The organism is Streptomyces sp. NBC_01669 (assembly GCF_026339735.1).
GTDB classification, from domain to species: Bacteria; Actinomycetota; Actinomycetes; order Streptomycetales; family Streptomycetaceae; genus Streptomyces; species Streptomyces yanii.
Genome location: NZ_JAPEQG010000001.1, coordinates 6,201,301 through 6,222,838 on the forward strand (window position 1 = coordinate 6,201,301; position 21,538 = coordinate 6,222,838).

The 21,538-nt window shown below is 70.8% G+C and carries 16 protein-coding genes and 2 tRNA genes; 11 read left to right on the plus strand and 7 right to left on the minus strand.

The features are described from left to right. The first annotated feature begins 18 nt into the window (after positions 1-18). Positions 19-609, plus strand: a complete 591-nt coding sequence (locus tag OG972_RS27745) for an NADPH-dependent FMN reductase (RefSeq protein ID WP_266985920.1) — start codon at positions 19-21, stop codon at positions 607-609. A gap of 56 nt (positions 610-665) precedes the next feature. Here the strand turns inward: OG972_RS27745 and OG972_RS27750 are convergent, their stop codons facing one another. Continuing rightward, on the minus strand, positions 666-2,315 hold the full coding sequence (locus OG972_RS27750; RefSeq protein ID WP_266985922.1) for a M4 family metallopeptidase: 1,650 nt from the start codon (positions 2,313-2,315) through the stop codon (positions 666-668). A 208-nt stretch (positions 2,316-2,523) separates the two neighbouring features. Here OG972_RS27750 and cutA point away from each other — a divergent pair, with 208 nt between their 5' ends. Together cutA and OG972_RS27760 are read left to right on the plus strand one after the other, a co-directional pair. Continuing rightward, positions 2,524-2,862: a divalent-cation tolerance protein CutA gene (cutA, locus tag OG972_RS27755; protein ID WP_266985924.1), complete on the plus strand. Its 339-nt coding sequence runs from the start codon at positions 2,524-2,526 to the stop codon at positions 2,860-2,862. A 2-nt stretch (positions 2,863-2,864) separates the two neighbouring features. Continuing rightward, positions 2,865-3,332 (plus strand): gamma-glutamylcyclotransferase family protein, encoded by a 468-nt coding sequence (locus tag OG972_RS27760; RefSeq protein WP_266990745.1) that lies wholly within the window; start codon positions 2,865-2,867, stop codon positions 3,330-3,332. Here OG972_RS27760 and OG972_RS27765 read toward each other — a convergent pair. Together OG972_RS27765 and OG972_RS27770 are read right to left on the minus strand one after the other, a co-directional pair. Then, positions 3,292-5,382: a molybdopterin oxidoreductase family protein gene (locus OG972_RS27765; RefSeq protein WP_266985926.1), complete on the minus strand. Its 2,091-nt coding sequence runs from the start codon at positions 5,380-5,382 to the stop codon at positions 3,292-3,294. The genes OG972_RS27760 and OG972_RS27765 overlap by 41 nt on opposite strands. Before the next feature lie 107 nt (positions 5,383-5,489). Beyond that, positions 5,490-6,194: a vancomycin high temperature exclusion protein gene (locus OG972_RS27770; protein WP_266985927.1), complete on the minus strand. Its 705-nt coding sequence runs from the start codon at positions 6,192-6,194 to the stop codon at positions 5,490-5,492. Positions 6,195-6,728: 534 nt separating this feature from the next. On the opposite strand from OG972_RS27770, the gene OG972_RS27780 reads away from it, so the two are divergent. The 6 genes from OG972_RS27780 (at position 6,729) to OG972_RS27805 (ending at position 15,303) form a co-directional block, all read left to right on the plus strand. Further along, the gene (locus OG972_RS27780; RefSeq protein WP_266990746.1) at positions 6,729-7,541 is read left to right on the plus strand and encodes an HAD family hydrolase; all 813 of its coding nucleotides are present in this window, start codon (positions 6,729-6,731) and stop codon (positions 7,539-7,541) included. 66 nt (positions 7,542-7,607) lie between these two features. Next, positions 7,608-8,549, plus strand: a complete 942-nt coding sequence (locus OG972_RS27785; protein ID WP_266985930.1) for a sirohydrochlorin chelatase — start codon at positions 7,608-7,610, stop codon at positions 8,547-8,549. Between the two features lie 36 nt (positions 8,550-8,585). After that, positions 8,586-9,911, plus strand: a complete 1,326-nt coding sequence (locus tag OG972_RS27790; protein WP_266985932.1) for a deoxyguanosinetriphosphate triphosphohydrolase — start codon at positions 8,586-8,588, stop codon at positions 9,909-9,911. Positions 9,912-10,710: 799 nt separating this feature from the next. After that, the gene (locus OG972_RS27795) at positions 10,711-11,970 is read left to right on the plus strand and encodes an NAD(P)/FAD-dependent oxidoreductase (RefSeq protein ID WP_266985934.1); all 1,260 of its coding nucleotides are present in this window, start codon (positions 10,711-10,713) and stop codon (positions 11,968-11,970) included. A gap of 114 nt (positions 11,971-12,084) precedes the next feature. Then, complete coding sequence (gene dnaG, locus OG972_RS27800; protein ID WP_266985936.1) at positions 12,085-13,989, plus strand: DNA primase; 1,905 nt, start codon at positions 12,085-12,087, stop codon at positions 13,987-13,989. A gap of 198 nt (positions 13,990-14,187) precedes the next feature. Continuing rightward, on the plus strand, positions 14,188-15,303 hold the full coding sequence (locus tag OG972_RS27805; protein ID WP_266985938.1) for an RNA polymerase sigma factor: 1,116 nt from the start codon (positions 14,188-14,190) through the stop codon (positions 15,301-15,303). Between the two features lie 194 nt (positions 15,304-15,497). Here OG972_RS27805 and OG972_RS27810 read toward each other — a convergent pair whose 3' ends face one another. The 4 genes from OG972_RS27810 to OG972_RS27825 all read right to left on the minus strand — a co-directional run bounded on the left by OG972_RS27810 (position 15,498) and on the right by OG972_RS27825 (position 21,136). Continuing rightward, on the minus strand, positions 15,498-17,423 hold the full coding sequence (locus OG972_RS27810; protein WP_266985940.1) for an ABC transporter ATP-binding protein: 1,926 nt from the start codon (positions 17,421-17,423) through the stop codon (positions 15,498-15,500). Further along, positions 17,423-19,156, minus strand: a complete 1,734-nt coding sequence (locus OG972_RS27815; RefSeq protein WP_266985942.1) for an ABC transporter ATP-binding protein — start codon at positions 19,154-19,156, stop codon at positions 17,423-17,425. The genes OG972_RS27810 and OG972_RS27815 overlap by 1 nt, the downstream gene beginning before the upstream one ends. Before the next feature lie 168 nt (positions 19,157-19,324). After that, positions 19,325-20,770, minus strand: coding sequence for an FGGY family carbohydrate kinase (locus tag OG972_RS27820; RefSeq protein ID WP_266985944.1), 1,446 nt, complete (start codon positions 20,768-20,770; stop codon positions 19,325-19,327). Between the two features lie 60 nt (positions 20,771-20,830). Further along, positions 20,831-21,136, minus strand: a complete 306-nt coding sequence (locus OG972_RS27825; RefSeq protein ID WP_266990748.1) for a YtxH domain-containing protein — start codon at positions 21,134-21,136, stop codon at positions 20,831-20,833. Between the two features lie 193 nt (positions 21,137-21,329). On the opposite strand from OG972_RS27825, the gene OG972_RS27830 reads away from it, so the two are divergent. Further along, positions 21,330-21,402, plus strand: a tRNA-Asn gene (locus tag OG972_RS27830). Positions 21,403-21,407: 5 nt separating this feature from the next. Continuing rightward, positions 21,408-21,480, plus strand: a tRNA-Asn gene (locus tag OG972_RS27835). Positions 21,481-21,538 lie beyond the last annotated feature (58 nt).

The window sequence follows — 21,538 nt, forward strand, 5'->3', positions numbered from 1 at the left end:
ACGTACGAGTCTCGCCGCATGGAACTCACCACACCACCCCTGAAGGTCGCGGTCATCCTCGCCAGCAATCGCGAGGGCCGCTTCGCCCCGGTCGTCGCCGACTGGTTCCTCTCCCGTACCGCCGGCCACCCGGGCATCGAGACCGACCTGATCGACGTCGCCGAACTCGATCTCCCGTTCGCGCTCACCTACCGCCCGGGACCGGACGTACAGACCCGACTGGCGAGAGCGTCCCTCCGGTTGGCCGCCGCCGATGCCTTCGTCGTCGTCACGCCGGAGTACAACCACTCGTACCCCGCCCCGCTGAAGAACCTCATCGACTGGCATCACGCCGAATGGCAGGCCAAGCCCGTCGCCTTCGTCTCGTACGGGGGAGTGTCGGGTGGTCTGCGGGCCGTCGAACATCTTCGTCAGGTCTTCGCCGAGCTGCACGCCGTCTCCCTCCGCGACACCGTGTCGTTCCACAACGCGGGCGCTCTCTTCGACGACGAGGGTCGGCACAAGGACCCCGTGGCCGTCGACGCGGCGGCGAAGACACTGCTCGACCAGTTGACCTGGTGGGGGAGTGCGCTGCGGGACGCCAAGGCGGTCCGCCCGTACGGAGGCTGATCGCTTCTCGGCTGGACGCAGGTCCCGGCACCAGTGTGTCCGGGACCTGCTCCCTGTCAGCCGACCGAGACCGCGGACCAGGTCGCGGCCACCGCGTTCTGTTCCGCGCTGCCCGCCCCGTACAGGTCCTTCGCCGCGTTGAGCGTCGCCGTGCGGGCGGCGGCGTAGTTGGTCGAGGACGTCATGTAGACCGTCAGCGCCCGGTACCAGATCTTGCCGAGCTTGTCCTTGCCGATGCCGCTCAGCGTCGCCCCGTTGCACGTGGTGCCGTTGTGCTGGACGCCGCCGATCGTCTTCGGGCCGCTGCCCTCGGCCAGCAGATACGCGAAGTGGTTGGCCACACCGGACGAGTAGTGCACATCCAGACTGCCGACCGAGGAGCTCCAGCAGTCCGCCGATTTGCCGTCCTTGGAGGGCTGGTCCATGAACCGCAGGGCGGCCTTCCCGAAGCCGGACTTCACGATCTTCTCGCCGATCAGGTAGTCGCCCGGGTCCTGCGCGTTGTTCGCGTGGAACTCGACCAGCGTGCCGAAGATGTCGGAGGTTGCCTCGTTGAGACCGCCCGGCTCACCGGAGTAGGTGAGGTTCGCGGTCTTGGACGTCACGCCGTGCGACATCTCGTGCCCGGCCACGTCCAGCGCGACCAGCGGCCCGAAGGTGGAGCCGTCGCCGTCGCCGTACGTCATGCAGAAGCAACTGTCGTCCCAGAAGGCGTTGTTGTAGTTGTTCCCGTAGTGGACACGGTTGTACGAGCCCTTGCCGTCACCGGCGATGCCGTTCCGGCCGTGCACGTTCTTGTAGTAGTCCCAGGTCGTGTCCGTGCCGTACTGGGCATCGACCGCCGCGGACGCGCGGTCGGAGGTGGCGCCGTTGCCCCAGTGGTTGTCGGCATCGGTGAACAGAACCGCGGGGGCCCGGCTCCAGCAGATGGAGAAGATGCAGCCGTCGGTCTTGTTCTGCGCGTCCCCGGTGTACGTGTTGCCGCGCGTCGCGTCCTTGAGCTGGTATGTCGACCCGGACTGGGTCGTCTCCAGCGGGACCGTACCGCCGTAGAGGGACCGGCCGTCGCCGCCGGCCGTCTCCAGGCTGTCCCAGGCGTCGATCTGCCGGCCCGTGCGCGCATCGGTGAGCACGACACGGGCGACGGGGTTGCCCAGCGAGTCCTTGCCCGCGGCCTCGGTGCGCCAGGCCAGCTTGGGTGCGCCGTGCAGGGCGTCCACGACGAGCTGCGGTTTGGCGGCGACCTTGCGGAGCTTTTGGCCGCGGTGGGCGGAGCGCAGGGCGGCCGCACCCAGGTCCGCGGCCATCGGTGCGGAGAGGGACGGAGCCACGGTCGGCACCGAGAGATCCCCGCGCACGGCCCGGTCGGCGCTCCGGTACGCACCGTCGGGCGCCAGATGCACGATGAAGTCGCCTCCCAGTACAGGGAGTTGGCGGTAAGTGCGGCTGTAGCGCACATGCTGACTGCCGTCGTTGTCGATGACCACATCGCGCACCGCGGTGTCCTGGGCGCCGGTGAGGCCCAGGGCGATGGCGTGCCCGGTGATCGCGGCCTCGGCGTGACGGACGGCGGTGGCGCGGCTGGGAGACGGGTGACCGGCCGCGGCGGCGCCGGTGGTCGCGGTGAGGGCGGAGGCCAGCAGGGTGGCGGCGGCCGCGGCTATGCCGAGCGGGGTGAGGCGCGATGCATGCCGAATCGATCTCATCGGACTCCTCGGAGTGCGTGGGGCGGAGGGCGATCTGAGCGATGGTTCTGAGTTCGCATCAGATTTAAGGGTTCATGACATGTCATGTCCATACCGCAACGGCGAGAGGGGAGGACACGGCACCGAACCGCCCCGACAATCGACGAGAAGGACACGCCGCAGGCACAAGAGATGAAGAGCAAGAGCAGAAGAGCTGAGGAGATCGACGGTGACATCGCCGGCATGGCTGACCGTACTGACCACCACGGACAGTGAGGAGAAGGCCCACGCCCTCGCCCAGGGCGCGGTGGAGGCGCGGCTCGCCGCGTGCGCGCAGATCTCCGCGCCTGTCACCTCCGTCTACCGGTGGCAGAACGCCATCGAGACCACCGAGGAGTGGCAGGTGCTGTTCAAGACGACGGCCGAGCGCTACGACGAACTGGAGGAGCACCTCCGCGCGGCCCACGACTACGAGACCCCGGAGATCATCGCCGTGCCGGTGGTACGCGGAAGTGCCGGCTACCTCGCCTGGCTGTCGTCGGAGACAGCTCCGATCACGGCCCTGTGACCATGCCGCAGGCCGCCCCCGAACTATCTTTCTTCGTCTATGGAACGCTGCTCCCCGGCGAACCCAACCACGATCTGTTTTTCCGCGGCCGGGCGATCGCGGAACAGCCCGCGCTGCTGCCGGGCGCCCTTCTCTACGACGGCCCCGGCTACCCGTACGCGATCGAGGGCCACGGCACCGTTCGCGGCACACTGGTGACCGCCGCGCCCGCGAGCTATGCCGAGCTGCTCGTACAGCTCGACCGGCTGGAGGAGTACGTCGGTCCCGGACACCTGGGCAATCTGTACGAGAGGGTCGCCCGAGAAGTCCGCCTCCCGGCCGGGAAGCCGCCCGGCACCGGAACCGCCCGCGCCTGGGTCTACTTCGCCGCCGCTCCCGTCGCCCGCTCCCTCCGCTCCAACGGCACCCTCATCCCCGGAGGCAGCTGGCTCACCCGCCGGCAGCCTCCACCCGCACCGCGCACACCTTGAACTCCGGCATTCGCGACACCGGGTCCAGCGCCGGGTTCGTCAGCGTGTTGGCCCGGCCCTCACCCGCCCAGTGGAACGGCATGAAGACGGTGTCCTGCCGGATGGCCCGGGTGATCCGCGCGGGTGCCACCGCCCGCCCGCGCCGTGAGGTGACCGCCACCGGATCGCCCTCGGCCACCCCGATCCGCTCGGCGAGCCGCGGATGCAGCTCCACGAACGGACCGGGTGCGGCGGCGTTGAGCTCATCGACCCGCCGGGTCTGCGCGCCCGACTGGTACTGGGCCACCACCCGCCCGGTCGTCAGCACCACCGGATACTCCCGGTCCGTCTCCTCGGCGGCCGGACGGTGCGTCACGGGAACGAACCGGGCCCGCCCGTCGTCCGTGGCGAACCGGTCCAGGAAGAGCCGCGGCGTACCGGCGTGCTCCTCGTCCGGGCAGGGCCAGAACACCCCGTCCTCCGCCGCGATCCTGGCGTACGTGATCCCCGCGTAGTCGGCGGGCCCGCCCGCAGAGGCGCGCCGCAGCTCGTCGAAGACCTCCTCGGGATCGGCGGGGAACCCCTTGCCGTGCCCGAGGAGCGCGGCCAGCCCGTTCAGCACCTCCAGATCGGTGCGTACGCCCTCCGGCGCGGTGACCGCCCGCTGCCGCAGCAGCACCCGTCCCTCCAGATTGGTCGTCGTCCCCGTCTCCTCCGCCCACTGCGTCACCGGCAGCACCACATCGGCCATGGCCGCCGTCTCCGACAGCACCACATCCGCGACCGCGAGGAAGTCCAGCGAGCGCAGCCGCCCCTCCACATGCGCGGCGTGCGGCGCGGACACCACCGGGTTGGACCCCATCACCAGCAGCGCCCGCACGTCCGTCCCCAGCGCGTCGAGGAGCTCGTACGCGCTGCGTCCCGGCCCCGGCAGCGAATCGGGATCCACCCCCCACACCTGCGCGACATGGCGGCGCGCCGCCGGGTCGGTGAGCTTGCGGTAGCCGGGCAACTGGTCGGCCTTCTGGCCGTGTTCGCGCCCGCCCTGACCGTTGCCCTGCCCGGTCAGGCAGCCGTATCCGGACAGCGGCCGGCCCGCCCGGCCGGTGGCCAGGCAGAGATTGATCCAGGCGCCGACCGTGTCCGTGCCCTTGGACTGCTGCTCGGGACCGCGCGCGGTCAGCACCATCGCGTTCTCCGCGGCGCAGAACATCTCCACCGCCTCCCGCAGCTGCGGAACCGGCACCCCGGTCAGCCGCTCCACCAGCTCCGGCCAGTGGGCCATCGAACCTGCCCTGGCCTCGTCCCAGCCGCTGGTGCGCTCCCGTACGAACTCCTCGTCCACCCGCCCCTGCGCCACGATCAGATGCAGCATCCCGAGCGCGAGCGCCAGATCCGTGCCGGGCCGGGGCGCCAGGTGCAGGTCCGCCTGCTCGGCGGTCCTGGTCCGGCGCGGATCGATGACGATCAACCGGCCACCGTTCTCCTTCAGTTCGGTCAGATAGCGCAGCGCGGGCGGCATCGTTTCGGCGAGGTTCGAGCCGACGAGGATCACGCATCCCGTGCGCGCGATGTCCTCGAGGGGGAACGGCAGTCCACGGTCGAGGCCGAAGGCCCGCTGGTGCGCGGCGGCCGCCGACGACATGCAGAACCGCCCGTTGTAGTCGATCTGAGAGGTCGACAGGACGACCCGGGCGAACTTCCCGAGCGCGTACGCCTTCTCGTTGGTGAGACCGCCGCCGCCGAAGACCCCCACGGCATCGGGCCCGTGCGCCGTGCGGGCGCGGACGAGCTGGTCGGCGATCCGGGCCAGCGCCTCGTCCCACCCGGCGGGTTCCAGTTCGCCACTGGCCGGATTGCGTACGAGCGGTCCGGTCAGCCGGACCCGTGAGGAGAGCACGGCGGGCGCTGTGCGGCCCTTGCCGCACAGCGCACCGCGGTTGACGGGGAAGTCGGGACGCTCCAGGACCTCGGCCACCGCACCGCCGACGGCCGGCCGCAGATTCATCCCGCACTGCAGCGAGCAGTACGGGCAATGGGTGGCGGTGGGAGCAGTCTCGGTGCGGGCCATGGGCCCAGCGTGCGAGCCGGGTGTTACGGAGGCGCCCGCCACCGGTTACGCCGACGGAACGTGCACCTCAGCCCGCCTCCACCGGGACCGTGAGGTCGGCCGGTGTCTCATCTCTCAGGGGGTGTCCGGGCCGTCAGCGCCTCCCCGACCCCGGGCTCCTCCGGCCCCAGGAAGTGCGGGTCCGGCTTGAACATCGCGTCCAGCGCCGCCTTCCCCGCCGCGAACACCTCCCGCGTCCCGCCGTAGTACCAGGTCACATCGTGCTTGGCGTCGACCCCGACGCCGTACGCATCGATCCCCGCGGCCCGGCACAGCGCGATCGCCCGCCGGATATGGAACCCCTGGCTCACCAGTACGGCCCGGTCGACACCGAAGATCTTCTTGGCCCGCACGCAGGAGTCCCAGGTGTCGAACCCGGCGAAGTCGCTGACGATCCGCTTGTCCGGCACCCCGAGCGCGACGAGAAACGTCCGCATGGCATCCGGCTCGTCGTACTCCTTCCGGCTGTTGTCCCCGGTGACGAGCACGACCTTCACCTTGCCGTCCCGGTACAGCTCGGCGGCGGCCCGCAGCCGGTTCGCGAGATAAGGCGACGGCTTCCCGTCCCACAGTCCCGCCCCGAACACCACGGCAACCTGCCGCGCGGGGGCGTCCGCGGTCGTCCGGACACGGGCGTCGGCCACGGAGTACATCCACGTGACGGGTGCCAGCCCCAGCACACAGGCGATCATGACCCCTTGCAGGGCCCGGCGCTGCCCACGCCGCGTGCGCGGCCACAGCCGCCCCAGCCATTGCGGCCGCTTCCCTCGCATCGGAGCCCCCTGTCGGTGTCGGTGCGTCACCTGGTCGGACGAGTATCAGGGCGCAGGGGTTCTCCACCCTGTGGACTTCTTCGCCGACGAGCCGTCGACGCGCTCCTGGTGAACCACTGACGACCCGTCGACGCGTCGGGCATCATGACAGCCATGAACCTCCCGAGCGTCCGCAGACCCTCCGACGACTGGGTGACCATCGCCGCGTACGAGAACGTGAAGGGCCGCCCGCACCCGGCGGCCGCCGTCCGCGCCTGACTGCGTGACCGGGGCATCGACTGGATGCCGTTCCCGCTCGACGACATGCGGTGGAGCCTGGCCTGCGGCCCCGGACCTGACGGGCACTGGCACGGCTGGATCACTGTCCGCATCCGCGCAACAGCTCTCCTCCCGCTCGGCCTTCATCCGGATCAGCCCTGGTCGCAGCCCAACTCGCCCTCGCCGCCGCGCTGGTGGCATGCGGCGGCGGAGCGTGCCGTACGCCCGCCACGCCCGGATCCAGCCCAGTAGCATCGTCCGATGCTGCTTCCCCGGATGATCGCCTCCGACCTCGACGGCACTCTCCTGCGGGGCGACGGGACCCTCTCACCCCGCACCCTCCGCGCCCTGCGCGCGGCCGAGAGCGCCGGTGCGGAGGTCGTCCTCGTCACCGCCAGACCGCCCAGGTTCGTCGACCGGCTCGCCGCCGCGACCGGGCTGGCGGGGACGGCGGTATGCAGCAACGGCGCGCTCGTCTACGACATCGGGACGCGTACGGTCATCTCCTCCCGCGCCCTGTCCGTCGCCGTCGCCCGGCGCGTGGCGACGGCGGTCGCCGCCGCGGTGCCGGAGGTGGGATTCGCCCTGGAGACCGGCAACCAGGTGCTGTACGAACCGGCGTACCGGCTGCGGCTTTCCGAGGACATCGACGCCGAACTGCCCGTACCGTCCCTCGCCGACCTGTGGCTCACCGACGTGCCCGTCACCAAACTCCTCGCCTGGTCCGCCCGGCTCGACGCGGACACCCTGCTGGCCGCCGCCCGCGAAGGGGCGGGCGCGGCGGGCCGTGAGGTGCAGTTCACCCACTCCGGCGGACGCGGACTCCTGGAGATCAGCGCGTCCGGAGTCACCAAGGCGGGCACCCTCGCCGAGCTCTGCGCCGGGCGGGGGATCGACGCCACGGAGGTCATCGCCTTCGGTGACATGCCCAACGACCTGACCGTCCTCGACTGGGCGGGCATCGGCTACGCCATGGGCAACGCCCACCCGGCCGTGCTCGCCGCCGTACCCGCGCACACGGTGTCCAACGAGGAGGACGGGGTCGCGCACGTCCTGGAGGGCCTCTTCGGGCCGTCGGCCGCTCCGTGAGCCCGCGGCAAAGACCCGTCACCCCTGCGCAACGACCCGGCAACCTCCGTCCTGCACCATCGGTCCATGACGGAGTCGGCATCGGCACAACCCCGTGAGTCCCTGCCTCTCGACAGCACAGCGCAACTGTTGACCCGCATCACCGCCCAGCTCGGCACCCAGCTCAGCCATGTCTCCCTGAACGGAACGCGCAGGCCACCCATGCACCGCACCATCCGGCCCGCACCGGGCACCGCCACCGCCCCCGCCCTTGTCGCCGTCGCCCACGGCAGCCGGGACCCGCAGGCGTTGCGCACGGTCGTGAAGCTGCTGGACCGGGTGCGGGAACTGCGTCCCGGCCTGGACGTCCGGCTCGGGCACATCGAGCTGAACGAACCGCTCCTGCCGTCGACCCTCACCGGCCTGGGGTCCGGCGACGCCGTACTCGTACCGCTGCTGCTCGGCCGCGGCCACCACGTCAAGCACGACATACCGGCAGCGGCCGCCGCCGCACCCGCCCTGCGGACCACGATCGCCGCGCCGCTCGGCCCGCACCCCCTGCTCGTCGAGGCCCTCTACGGAAGGCTCCTGGAAGCGGGCCGGCCGACCGAGGAAACCGCGAGCGGCAGCTCCGCCGTGATCCTCGCCGCCGCCGGTTCGCGCGACCCCGACTCGGCCGCCGACACCCGCCGCACCGCCAGGATGCTCAGCGAGCGGCTCGGCGGCGTGCCCGTCGTCCCCGCGTACGCCTCCGCCGCCGACCCCACGGTCTCCGCCGCGGCGCGCGCCCTCGCCGCCCGTGGCCGGCACCGGATAGCCGTCGCCTCGTACTTCACCGCGCCCGGACGTTTCGCGACAGCGGCCGCCGCTGCTGCCCCCGGGATCGCTGCGGCTCCGCTCGGCGCGCACCCCGCGATGGCGCGGCTGATCCTGCACCGGTACGACCGGGCGCTGGCCGACCAGGCACGTTCCGGCGCACGTGAGGCGCATGAATCCGCGGTGAACGGCGCTCTCCTGGCGTCCGCCTGAGCCGTCTTGCCGGTCCGGCCGATTACTGTCGGAACCATGGACGGTACGCAGGGCACACAGGACCACGGCACCGCGCCCTACGGTGCTGCCGACGCCGAGCGCTGGGACACCGAGCCCGACAAACGGCCCGGTCGCACCGCCTTCCAGCGGGACCGCGCCCGCGTGCTGCACTCCGCCGCGCTGCGCAGACTCGCCGGGAAGACCCAGGTCGTCACGCCCGGCACCCGCAGCCTCGCCTGGGACGCCAGCCCCCGGACCAGACTCACCCACTCCCTGGAGTGTGCCCAGGTCGGCCGGGAGCTCGGAGCCGCACTCGGCTGTGACCCCGACCTGGTCGAGACGGCGTGCCTGGCGCACGACATGGGGCACCCGCCGTTCGGGCACAACGGCGAGCAGGCGCTCAACGACTTCGCCTCGGACTGCGGGGGCTTCGAGGGCAACGCACAGTCGCTGCGGCTGCTGACCCGCCTCGAACCGAAGCGGTTCGTGCGCGATGTACGGACCGGTGGGCTGGTCAGTGTCGGGCTCAACCTGACCCGGGCCGCGCTCGACGCGGCCACCAAGTACCCGTGGCCGCGCGGCGCCCACCCCACCGACCCCGGCTCGCCGAAATTCGGGGTCTACGAGGACGACCTGCCGGTCTTCCGCTGGGCCCGCCAGGGCGCCCCGGGGCACCGCAAGTGCTTCGAGGCCCAGGTGATGGACTGGTCCGACGACGTCGCGTACTCGGTGCACGACTTCGAGGACGGGCTGCACGCCGGTCACATCGACCCCAACTGCCTCTTCGCCGAGCCGGAGCGCCGCGAGATCTGGGACGTCGCGATCGGACGGTACGTCCCGGCCGACACCGACCCGCAGGAGCTGGCCGACGCCCTCGACCGGCTCATGGCCCAGGAGTGGTGGCCGCACAGCTACGACGGATCGGCCGTCGCCCAGGCCCGCCTGAAGGATGCGACGAGTCAGCTGATCGGCAGGTTCTGCCTCGCGGCCGAGACCGCCACCCGGCAGGCGTACGGCCACGGCCGGCTCGGACGGTACGCCGCCGAACTCGTCGTCCCCCGCGAGGCGCGCAGCGAATGCGCGGTCCTGAAGGCGGTGGCCGACCGCTATGTGATGCAGCGCGCCGAACAGGAGGCGATCCGCGCCGACCAGCGGATCATCATCGCCGAACTGGCGGCGGCGCTGACCGCGCTCGCCCCGGAGGGCCTGGAACCGCAGTTCCGCGCGCTGTACGAGCACGCGCCCGACGACCGCGCGCGCAAGCGGGTCCTGGTCGACCAGATCGCCGCCCTCACCGATGCGTCGGCCCGCTCCCTGAATACCTCGCTCACCTCGCGGGGGCGGTGGTCGCGGGAGGGGTGAGAGCCCGCCCTGCCTTCCCTGTGCCGGGAGCACGCCCGCCCCGCTGCCGTGCGTACGCCCCGGGCACCACCCCGTTCATCAGCGCGTCGCCCAGGAGCGTCCGGCGGTGGACGACGGTCGGGCCGCGCCGCTCCGAGGTGATCAGCCCCGCCTCCCGCAGCACCGTCGCGTGGCGGCTCGCCGTCGACAGGGCCGGCCTGGCGCAGCACCGAGCCGGGTCGTGATCAGCGGACGCTCCAGTACCTCCGGCGCGGCCGCCCGGGGGTGGCCGATCAGCCGCGACACCGCGGGCGGGCCCGTTCCGGGCACCTTTGCCTTGCGGCCGAAGGGCCCGCCAGCAGGCCGGCGTCCGCGGGAGTCCGTGGCGGGCGGCGGTCCACGCGTGTCCCACGGGGGCAGGCGGAGCCATCCGCGGGGGGCGTCCCCACCGGCACGCACCCGGGGCGCCGCGCATGCGGCTCCCCCGGGCATGTCCTGCGGGAGTGGGGCGCGGCGATGACGCACAGCAATGCCGCAGGTGATGTGCTGGGAGCACATACCGCACTGCGCAGGGGAGCCGGGCCGCCGTGAAACCAGCTGTCTCACAGCACACCCCACGCCACCGGCCCACTCCGGCGCCGTATCCAGGTGTCGCCGGCTCCGTCCGGGGGGCCCCGCTCTGCGTGGTGCCGGCCCCGGTCGGCAGACTGGCCTGTGGCCACTGGGTGTGACCTGATCGGGGTACACCCTCTTTCGCCATCACGCTGCGTGCGGGACGCTCGCAGTTGGCGCCGCGCAGCAAGCACCGAGGAGGCATCAAGTGGTCGACGCACATCGCACGTTCGTCATCGTCGGCGGAGGACTGGCAGGAGCGAAGGCGGCAGAGACACTCCGGGCGGAGGGGTTCAGCGGCCGGGTGATCCTGGTCGGCGATGAGCGCGACCATCCGTACGAACGGCCTCCCCTCTCCAAGGGCTATCTGGCCGGCAAGGAGGCACGCGAGAGCGTATTCGTCCACGAGACGGCCTGGTACGCGGGCGCCGATGTGGAGCTGCACCTCGGCACGCCCGTCACCGCCCTCGACCGCGACGCCCGCTCCGTGGAGCTGGGAGACGGCACGGTCATCCACTACGACAAGCTGCTGCTCGCCACAGGCGCCGAACCGCGCCGCCTCGACATTCCCGGTACGGACCTGGCGGGCGTCCACCATCTGCGCCGCCTCGCGCACGCCGACCGGCTGAAGAACGTGCTGTCCGCGCTCGGCCGCGACAACGGCCATCTGGTGATCGCCGGAGCAGGCTGGATCGGCCTGGAGGTCGCGGCGGCGGCCCGCGGGTACGGCGCGGAGGTCACCATCGTCGAACCCGAGGCGACCCCGCTGCTCCGGGTCATCGGCCCGGAACTCGGCCAGATCTTCACCGAGCTCCACAGCGACCACGGCGTCCGCTTCCACTTCGGCCGCAAGCTCACCGAGATCATCGGCCAGGACGGGATGGTCCTCGCCGCCCGTACCGACGACGGCGAGGAACACCCCGCCCACGATGTGCTCGCCGCGATCGGCGCCGCCCCGCGCGCCGCCCTCGCCGAGGCCGCCGGTCTCGACATCGCGGACCGCAGCGACGGCGGCGGCATCGCCGTCGACGCCTCGCTGCGCACCTCCGACCCGCACATCTACGCGGCCGGGGACGTCGCCAATGCGCAGCACCCGCTGCTCGGCACCCGGCTGCGCGTGGAGCACTGGGCGAACGCGCTGAACAGCGGCCCGGCCGCGGCCCGCGCCATGCTCGGCCAGGACGTCAGCTACGACCGGGTGCCGTATTTCTTCTCCGACCAGTACGACCTGGGGCTCGAATACTCGGGCTGGGCGCCGCCGGGCTCGTACGACCAGGTCGTGATCCGCGGGGACGCGGGCAAGCGGGAGTTCATCGCGTTCTGGCTGAAGGACCGCAGGGTGCTGGCCGGGATGAACGTCAATGTGTGGGACGTCACCGAGACCGTGCAGGAGTTGATCAAGGCCGGCCGGCCGGTCGACACGGACGCGCTCGCGGACCCGTCGGTACCGCTGGAGTCCCTGGTCTGAGCCCTTTGCGGAAGCTTCTGTTCCGCGCCGGGCGGGTGTGATCACGATCCCGCCCGGCGCCCGCGACACCGACCACGGACCCGTCCTGTCCGAGCTCACCCGTAGACTTCACCCGTGGCAGGCAGGATCAATGACGACGATGTGAAGGCGGTCCGGGACGCGGTCCCGATCGACGCCGTCGTTTCCGAGTACCTGCAGCTGAGGAACGCGGGCGGAGGCAACCTCAAGGGGCTCTGCCCGTTCCACGACGAGAAGTCCCCCTCCTTCCAGGTCAGCCCGAGCAAGGGTCTCTTCCACTGCTTCGGCTGCCAGGAGGGCGGCGACACGATCGCCTTCGTGATGAAGATCGACCATCTCTCCTTCTCCGAGACGGTCGAGCGCCTCGCCGCCAAGGCGGGCATCACCCTGCGGTACGAGGAGGGCGGTTACAACCCCTCCCACCAGCGTGGCGAGCGCATCCGGCTGGTCGAGGCGCACAAGATCGCCGCCCAGTTCTACGTCGAGCAGCTGGACAGTCCCGAGGCGGAGATCGGCCGGAAGTTCCTCGCCGAGCGCGGCTTCGACCAGGCGGCCGCCGCCCACTTCGGCGTCGGCTACAGCCCGGCCGGCTGGGACCACCTCACCCGCTACCTCCGCGGCAAGGGGTTCAGCGACCGGGAGCTGATCACCTCCGGCCTCTCCCAGGACGGCCGCCGCGGTCCCATCGACCGCTTCCGCGGCCGGTTGATGTGGCCGATCAGTGACACGTCGGGCGAGGTCGTCGGCTTCGGCGCCCGCAAGCTCCGCGACGACGACAACGGCCCCAAGTACCTCAACACCCCCGAGACCGCGATCTACAAGAAGTCGCAGGTGCTGTACGGGATCGACCTCGCGAAGAAGGACATCGCGAAGTCCAGCCGGGCCGTCGTCGTCGAGGGCTACACCGACGTCATGGCCTGCCACCTCGCAGGGATCACCACCGCCATCGCCACCTGTGGCACGGCGTTCGGCGGCGACCACATCAAGATCCTCCGCCGGCTCCTGATGGACAACGGCAGCGCCCGCGTGATCTTCACGTTCGACGGTGACGCGGCTGGTCAGAAGGCCGCTCTGCGCGCCTTCGAGGACGACCAGAAGTTCGCCGCGGAGACGTACATCGCGATCGCCCCGGACAACATGGACCCGTGCGATCTGCGCCTCGTCAAGGGCGACGAGGCCGTCCGCGACCTGGTCGAACCCCGCACCCCGCTCTTCGAGTTCGCGCTCCGCCAGATCGTCGGGCGGTACGACCTGGAGACCCCGGCGGGCCGCGGCGCCGCGCTCGACGAGGCCGCGCCCGTCGTCGCCCGGATCAAGAACAGCTCCTCCCAGCATGAGGTCGCCGTCCAGCTGGCCGGGATGCTCGGCATTCTCGACACCCAGTTCGTCGTCAAGCGCGTCGCCCAGCTCGCCCGCTGGGCCCGCGACCGCGGCGACCGGGGTCCCGCACCCGCACCCTCCCGAGGCGGCCCCCCGCACCAGCAGGTCCAGGCCCCCGCCGGCCCCTCGGGCCCCGCGCTCAACCTCCGCAGCCCCGCCCACCGCACCGAGCGGGAGCTCCTCAAGCTCGCCCTGCAGAAGCCCGCCCTGGTCTCCCCGGCCTTCGACGCCTACGGGATCGACGAGTTCACCGCCCCGCCGTACGCCGCGGTGCGCCAGTGCATCGCGGAGGCGGGCGGCGCCGAACAGGGCCTCGACGACAACCGCGAGTATCTGGTCGGCGTCCTCGACTCCGCCCCCAACGACACCGTGCGCAAGCTGGTCACCGAGCTCGCCGTCGAGGTCTTCCACGGCAAGTCCATCGACGAGGCCTACGCGGGCGAGCATCTGGTCAAGGTCCGGCTGCGCGCCGTGGACCGCCGGATCAACGACGTCCAGGGCAGCCTCACCCGCCTGGGCAGCAACGTCGCCCCGGATCACCTGGCGGCCGCGCAGAACGAGGTCTGGGTGCTGCAGCAGTACGCCCAGTCCCTGCGCAATCACGGCGCCGACGCACTCTGACCGACCCCCCGAGGGTTCCCTCCGGTAACCGACCGGTTACGGACCGGACTCAGAAAGTCCGCGCACGCCCCTCGTGGCGGCGATGTGTCTTCCCTCACACTGGATGGCGGTGCCTGAGTCATCGGAGCGCGGTCTGCCCACTGCACGGTGGGCCCCCATCCCCCGCGATCCGGCAGCGATCACCTGGAGGTCGCCCCCGTGCAGACCCGGACCGTGACCACAACCGAGCGTGTCTCGGCCGTCCCCGCGCAGAACCGGGCCATGCATCATCCGGAGGCCGCGGTGGACCCGCCGACGCCCGAACCACCCGAGCCGTCAGACATACCCGAGGCAGCCGACGTCATGGAGGAGCAGGCGGAGCTGCCCGAACCGCCGGAGCCGCGCGGGCGCCCCGACACCGGCGGCCCGTCCTCCGACCTCTTCCGCCAGTATCTGCGGGAGATCGGACGCATCCCGCTGCTCACCGCCGCCGACGAGGTGGAACTCGCCCGCCGCGTCGAAGCCGGTCTGTTCGCCGAGGAGCGGCTGGCGAGCACCCCGGACCCGGACTCCCGACTCGCCGTCGATCTGGACCGGTTGGTGGTCATGGGGCGGATGGCGAAGCGCCGTCTGATCGAGGCGAACCTGCGGCTCGTCGTCTCCGTCGCCAAACGCTACGTCGGCCGCGGGCTGACGATGCTCGATCTGGTCCAGGAGGGGAACCTCGGACTGATCAGGGCGGTCGAGAAGTTCGACTACGCCCGGGGCTACAAGTTCTCGACGTACGCGACCTGGTGGATCCGGCAGGCCATGTCCCGCGCCCTCGCCGACCAGGCGCGGACCATAAGGGTTCCGGTCCATGTCGTGGAGCTGATCAACCGCGTCGTCCGGGTCCAGCGCCGGATGCTCCAGGAGCGCGGCTACGAGCCGACGCCCGAAGAGGTCGCCGCCCAGCTCGACCTGACGCCGGAACGGGTCGGTGAAGTGCTGCGGCTCGCCCAGGAACCCGTCTCGCTGCACGCACCGGTCGGCGAGGAGGACGACGTCGCGCTCGGCGACCTGATCGAGGACGGCGACGCGGCGTCTCCCGTGGAGTCCGCCGCGTTCCTCCTGCTGCGCGAGCACCTCGAAGCGGTGCTCTCCACCCTGAACGAGCGGGAGCGCAAGGTCGTCCAGCTGCGCTACGGGCTGGACGACGGCCGGCCCCGCACGCTTGAGGAGATAGGCCGGATCTTCGGCGTGACGCGCGAGCGCATCCGCCAGATCGAATCAAAGACCCTCAACAAGCTGCGGGACCACGCCTTCGCCGACCAGCTCCGCGGCTACCTCGACTAGGCCCTGTCCAGCCGCTCCGCGGCGGGCCGCTCCCTGATCCGGCCTGATCCACCCGGAGGACCCCAGGTTCTGTCGTCACACCGCCGCACGCCGCACGCCGCACGCCGCACGACGCCCGGCGCGCACGCACCGGACGCCGCGCGGCCGCCCTTCGGGCGACGACGGCAGTGTGACGACAGGACTTCCGCGAGGGATCAGTCGACCTCGGCGACCGCCTGCGCGAACTGCGCCGCGTACAGCCGGGCGTAGGCCCCCTGCGCCTCCAACAGCTCCTCGTGCGTGCCCTGTTCGACGATCGACCCGTTCTCCATCACCAGGATGACGTCCGCGTCCCGGATGGTGGAGAGCCGGTGCGCGATCACAAAGCTCGTACGGCCGTGCGCCAGCCGGGCCATCGCCTTCTGGATCAGCACCTCGGTACGGGTGTCGACGGAGCTCGTCGCCTCGTCGAGCACCAGGATCACCGGGTCGGACAGGAACGCCCGCGCGATGGTGATCAGCTGCTTCTCACCCGCGCTGACCCCGGAGCCCTCGTCGTCGATCACCGTGTCGTAACCGTCCGGCAGGGTACGGATGAAGCGGTCGGCGTGGGCCGCCCTCGCCGCCTCCTCGATCTCCTCCCGGGTGACCTCGCGCGAAGCGCCGTACGCGATGTTGTCCGCGATCGAACCGCCGAACAGCCAGGTGTCCTGCAGGACCATGCCGATCCCCGACCGCAGCTCGTCGCGCGACATCTTCGCCACGTCGACCCCGTCGAGAGCGATCCGGCCGCCCGTCACCTCGTAGAAGCGCATGAGCAGGTTGACCAGCGTCGTCTTGCCGGCGCCGGTCGGGCCGACGATCGCGACGGTGTGGCCCGGCTCGACATTCAGCGACAGGTCCTCGATGAGCGGCTTGTCGGGGTCGTAGCGGAACGACACCTTCTCCAGCGAGACGCTGCCGAGCAGTTCCGCCGGACGCTCACCCGTCCTGGGGTCGGCGTCCTGCTCCTCGGCGTCCAGCAGTTCGAAGATCCGCTCGGCGGACGCGACGCCCGACTGCACCAGGTTCGCCATCGACGCGACCTGCGTCAGCGGCATCGAGAACTGTCGCGAGTACTGGATGAACGCCTGGACGTCACCGATCGACAGCGAACCCGACGCCACCCGCAGACCACCGACGACGGCGATCAGCACGTAGTTCAGGTTCGACACGAACATCATCAGCGGCTGCATGATCCCGCTGTTGAACTGCGCCTTGAAGCTCGCCTCGTACAGCGCGTCGTTCTGCTCGGCGAAGTCCCTCGCGGACTCCTCCTGTCGTCCGAAGACCTTCACCAGGGTGTGCCCGGTGTACATCTCCTCGATATGGGCGTTGAGCTTGCCCGTCACCTTCCACTGCTGCACGAACTGCGGCTGCGACCGCTTGCCGACGCGGGTCGCCACGACCACCGACAGCGGGACCGTCACCAGCGCGACCAGCGCCAGCAGCGGCGAGATCCAGAACATCATGACCAGCACGCCGATGATGGTCAGCAGGGAGTTGATGAGCTGGCCCATCGTCTGCTGCATCGTCTGCGAGATGTTGTCGATGTCGTTGGTCGCCCGGCTGAGCACCTCGCCGCGCTTGGCCCGGTCGAAGTAGGACAGCGGCAGTCGGGACAGCTTCGTCTGGATGTCCTCGCGGATCTGGAACACGACCCGGTTGATCACCCGGATCGACAGCCGCGTCGACACCAGCATCAGCAGACCGGCACCGACGTAGATCGCCAGCGCTGTCAGCAGTACGTTCCCCACCGCACTGAAGTCGATGCCCTGCCCGGGGGTGAAGTCGACCCCGGAGAGCATGTCGGCGAGACCGTTGTTGCTCTTGCGCAGGCCCTCGACGGCCTGCTCCTTGGTCGTTCCCTCGGGCATCCGCCGGCCGATGACGCCGGCGAACACCAGGTCGGTCGCCTTGCCGAGGATCTTCGGCCCGACGACCGAGAGCCCGACGCTCAGCGCACCGGCCGCGAGCATCACGTACAGCGTGGCCTTCTCCGTCGCGAAGCGCTTCAGCAGCCGCTTCGAGGACCCCTTGAAGTCCATGGACCGGTCGGTCGGCGCCCCGCCCGCCATCATGCGTCCGCCAGGACCGGCCATTACGCGGCCTCCGCTTCCGTCAGCTGGGAGAGCACGATCTCCCGGTAGGTCTCATTGCCGTCCATCAGCTCGTGATGGGTACCGGACCCGACGACCCGGCCCTCGTCGAGCACCAGGATTCGGTCCGCGTCACGGATGGTGGACACCCGCTGCGCCACTATCACCACGGTCGCCTCGGCCGTCTCCCGTGACAGCGCCCCGCGCAGCGCGGCATCCGTCGCGTAGTCGAGCGCGGAGAACGAGTCGTCGAAGAGGTAGATCTCCGGCCGCTGCACCAGCGTTCTCGCGATCGCGAGCCGCTGTCGCTGCCCGCCGGAGACATTGGTGCCGCCCTGCGCGATCGGCGCGTGCAGCCCGTGCTCCAGCTTCTCGACGAACTCCTTGGCCTGCGCGACCTCCAGCGCGTGCCACAGCTCCTCGTCGGTCGCGTCCGGGTTTCCGTACCGCAGATTCGTCGCGACCGTCCCGGAGAACAGATACGGCTTCTGCGGAACCAGACTCACCGTCTTCGCCAGCAGTGTCGGCTCCAGCGTCCGTACGTCCGTGCCGTCGACCAGCACCTGGCCGTCCGTCACGTCGAGCAGCCGCGGTACGAGACCGAGCAGCGTCGACTTCCCACTGCCCGTCGACCCGATGATCGCGGTCGTCTCGCCGGGCCGTGCCACCAGATCCACCGACCGCAGCACCGGCTCCTCGGCGCCCGGGTAGCGGAAGTCCACACCCCGCACCTCCAGATGACCGTGGGCGCGCAGCTCCCGCACCGGCTTGACCGGCGGCACGACGCTCGAATCGGTCTCCAGGACCTCCTGGATGCGCTCGGCACACACCTCGGCGCGCGGCACCATCATGAACATGAAGGTGGCCATCATCACCGACATGACGATCTGCATCAGGTAGGAGAGGAACGCGGTCAGCGCGCCGATCTGCATCCCGCCGCTGTCGATCCGGTGCGCACCGAACCAGACCACGGCGATCGACGACACGTTCACGACCGTCATCACGGTCGGGAACATCAGCGCCATCAGACGCCCGGTGGAGAGCGCCACATCGGTCAGCTCGGTGTTGGCGCCCCGGAACCGCTTCTCCTCGTACGGGTCCCGCACGAAGGCGCGGATGACCCGGTTGCCGGTGATCTGCTCGCGCAGCACCCGGTTCACCGTGTCGAGCCGCTCCTGCATCGTGCGGAACAGCGGCCGCATCCGCCGCACGATGAGACCCACCGCGATGCCGAGGACCGGCACCACCGCGAGCAGCACCGCCGACAGCGGAACGTCCTGGCCGAGGGCCAGGATGATGCCGCCGACACACATGATCGGCGCCGAGACCATCATGGTGAACGTCATCAGGACCAGCATCTGGACCTGCTGGACGTCATTGGTCGTACGGGTGATCAGCGAGGGTGCCCCGAAGCGGCCGACCTCACGTGCCGAGAACGACTGAACCCGGTCGAAGACCGACGCCCGGACGTCCCGGCCGAGTGCGGCCGCGGTGCGCGCACCGTAGAAGACCGCCCCCATGTTGCAGACGACCTGGGCGATGGAGACGGCGATCATGATGCCGCCGTACTCCAGGATGTAGCCCGTGTCCCCCTCGACGACACCGTTGTCAATGATGTCGGCGTTGAGTGAGGGGAGATAGAGGGTGGCGCAGGTCTGCAGCAGCTGGAGCGCCACCAGCAGCACGATCGGTTTCTTGTACGGGCCGAGGTAGCCCCGCAGGAGTTTTATGAGCACGCGTGTCTCTCGGAGTCGGCAGAGGTCGGGAGTCGACTCATTTTCCGGCAAGGCCCGGTGCGACCGCGAACGTTTTTCCTCAAGCCCAGGTCAAGAACGAGACCCGGTCCACCCGCCGGAGACCGAACCTCCGACCGGGGACCGGCCTGGTGACCGAGAGCGCCCGGCTCAGAGCGCGGAGTCGAACGCCCCGGGGTGCAGCTGGTCCCGCGTGGCCATGTACTGCTGCCGCACCGCCTGGCCGACCGGCAGTTCCTCGCCCGGCTCCAGCACCTGCGCCGCCGCACCCTGCCAGGCCGGGGGCGTCCGCGGATCGAGCGTCCCCCGAGAGACCCCGAGCGCCCAGGCCGCCTGCCGGGCGGCGCCCAGCGCCGCGTACTCGGCCGGCTGCGGCACGACGACCTGTGTACCGAACAGCGCGGGGGCAAGACCCTGTACGGCCGGCAGTTCGGCCGCCGCCCCCAGCAGGAACACCCGACGCACCTCGACCCCACGGCCGCGCAGCACATCGAGCGCGTCGGCCAGCGAGCACAGCATCCCTTCGAACGCCGCCCGCGCCAGATGCTCCGGCTTCATCGACTCGCGCCGCAGCCCGCTCAGCGTGCCCGCCGTGTGCGGCAGATGCGGGGTGCGCTCGCCCTCCAGATAGGGCAGGAGCACGAGCCCGGAGGCGCCCGGCGTCGACTTCAGCGCCAGCGCGGACAGCTCCTCCAGGCTCTCCAGTCCCAGCATCTCGGCGGAGCCCCGCAGAGCACGCACCGCATTGAGTGTGTGCACGACCGGCAGATGCATCCCGGTGGCATCCGCGAACGACGTGATGATCCCGGTCGGATCGGCCAGCGCCTCGTGGTGCACCGCCATCACCGAGCCGGAGGCTCCGAGCGACACGACCGCGTCGCCGGCCCCCACCCCGAGCCCGAACGCCGCCGCCATCGTCTCGCCGGTCCCGGCCGAGATCAGCAGCCCCTCGGGCGTCGTCCCGGCCGTATCGGAGGGACCGAGCACCTCCGGCAGCGCCGCCTGCTGTCCGAGTGCGAGCTCCACCAGATCGGGCCGGTACGAACCGGTCCCGGCCGACCAGTACCCCGTCCCGGACGCGGCACCGCGGTCGGTGGTCCGCCGGCTCGGCCGGCCCAGCAGCTGCCACACCAGCCAGTCGTGCGGCTGAAGCACCGCGGCGACCCGCTGCGCCGCTTCCGGCTCGCTCCGCGCCAGCCACCGCAGCTTCGACACCGGCTGCGCGGCCTGCGGGACAGCCCCGACCGCCTCGGCCCAGGCCTGCCGCCCGCCGAGCCCGTCGACCAGATCGGCCGCGGCGACCTGCGCCCGCTTGTCATTGCCGAGCAGCGCCGGACGGACGAGATTGCCCTGCTGGTCCAGCGGCACCAGACCGTGCTGCTGCGCGGAGACCCCGATGGCCTGCACACCTTCGAGCAGCCCGCCGGTGGCGGCCTCACCGAGTGAGAGCAGCCACGCCTGCGGGTCCACCTCGGTGGCCTTCGCCTCGACGGGATGTGCGGCGTACCCCTGCCGGAGTACGGCACCCGTGTCCGCGTCGCAGACGACGATGTGTGTGAAGGCCGAAGAACTGTCCAAGCCGGCGACTATGCCCATGGGGAGATTCTGCCGCACCGCCGGACCGTTCCCGTACGGGAGGAGGGCCTCCCGGCCCGGTTACGTGTTGCTGGTGCCCCAGTCGTCCTCGATGCCCTGCCCCTGGCCCCGCTCCCGCAGTGACCGCACCCGCTCGGCCACCGAGGCGGGCACCTTCTCCCCTACTTTGTCGCTCACCGCGTGGTACGCCTTGCCGGCGAACTCGCGGCCGCTCTGCGCCGCGGACTCGGCACTGTTGCGCACGGCCGGATTCTGGGCGAACTGGCGTGCGGACTTCTTCAGCTGCTCGTAGCGCTCGCGTCCGGCCCGTGTGCCGAGTACGTAACCGAGGGCCAGTCCGGCGATGAACGTGAGCCGGTACCGCATGGTTGCCACCCTTCTCCTGCTCCGTGCCTGCTCCGTGCGACGTGTGCTGCCCGCCTACCCGTCGGCACCCGAGATCACCCCGGGCGATACCGATTGGCGGAGCACCCCCCTGCTTGCGCTAATGTATGTGTCGCAGCGAACGCGCGCCGCCCGGCAGCAGCCAGGCAGGTAAGGTTCGGTGCAAACGCAGCAATCCCCTGTAGCTCAATTGGCAGAGCAGCCGGCTGTTAACCGGCAGGTTACTGGTTCGAGTCCAGTCGGGGGAGCGCGATCCCCTGTAGCTCAATTGGCAGAGCATTCGGCTGTTAACCGGAGGGTTACTGGTTCGAGTCCAGTCGGGGGAGCGGAACGGAAGAGGGCCCTTCGGGGTCCTTTTTCGCGTGCCGGATCGGAGCCGGCACC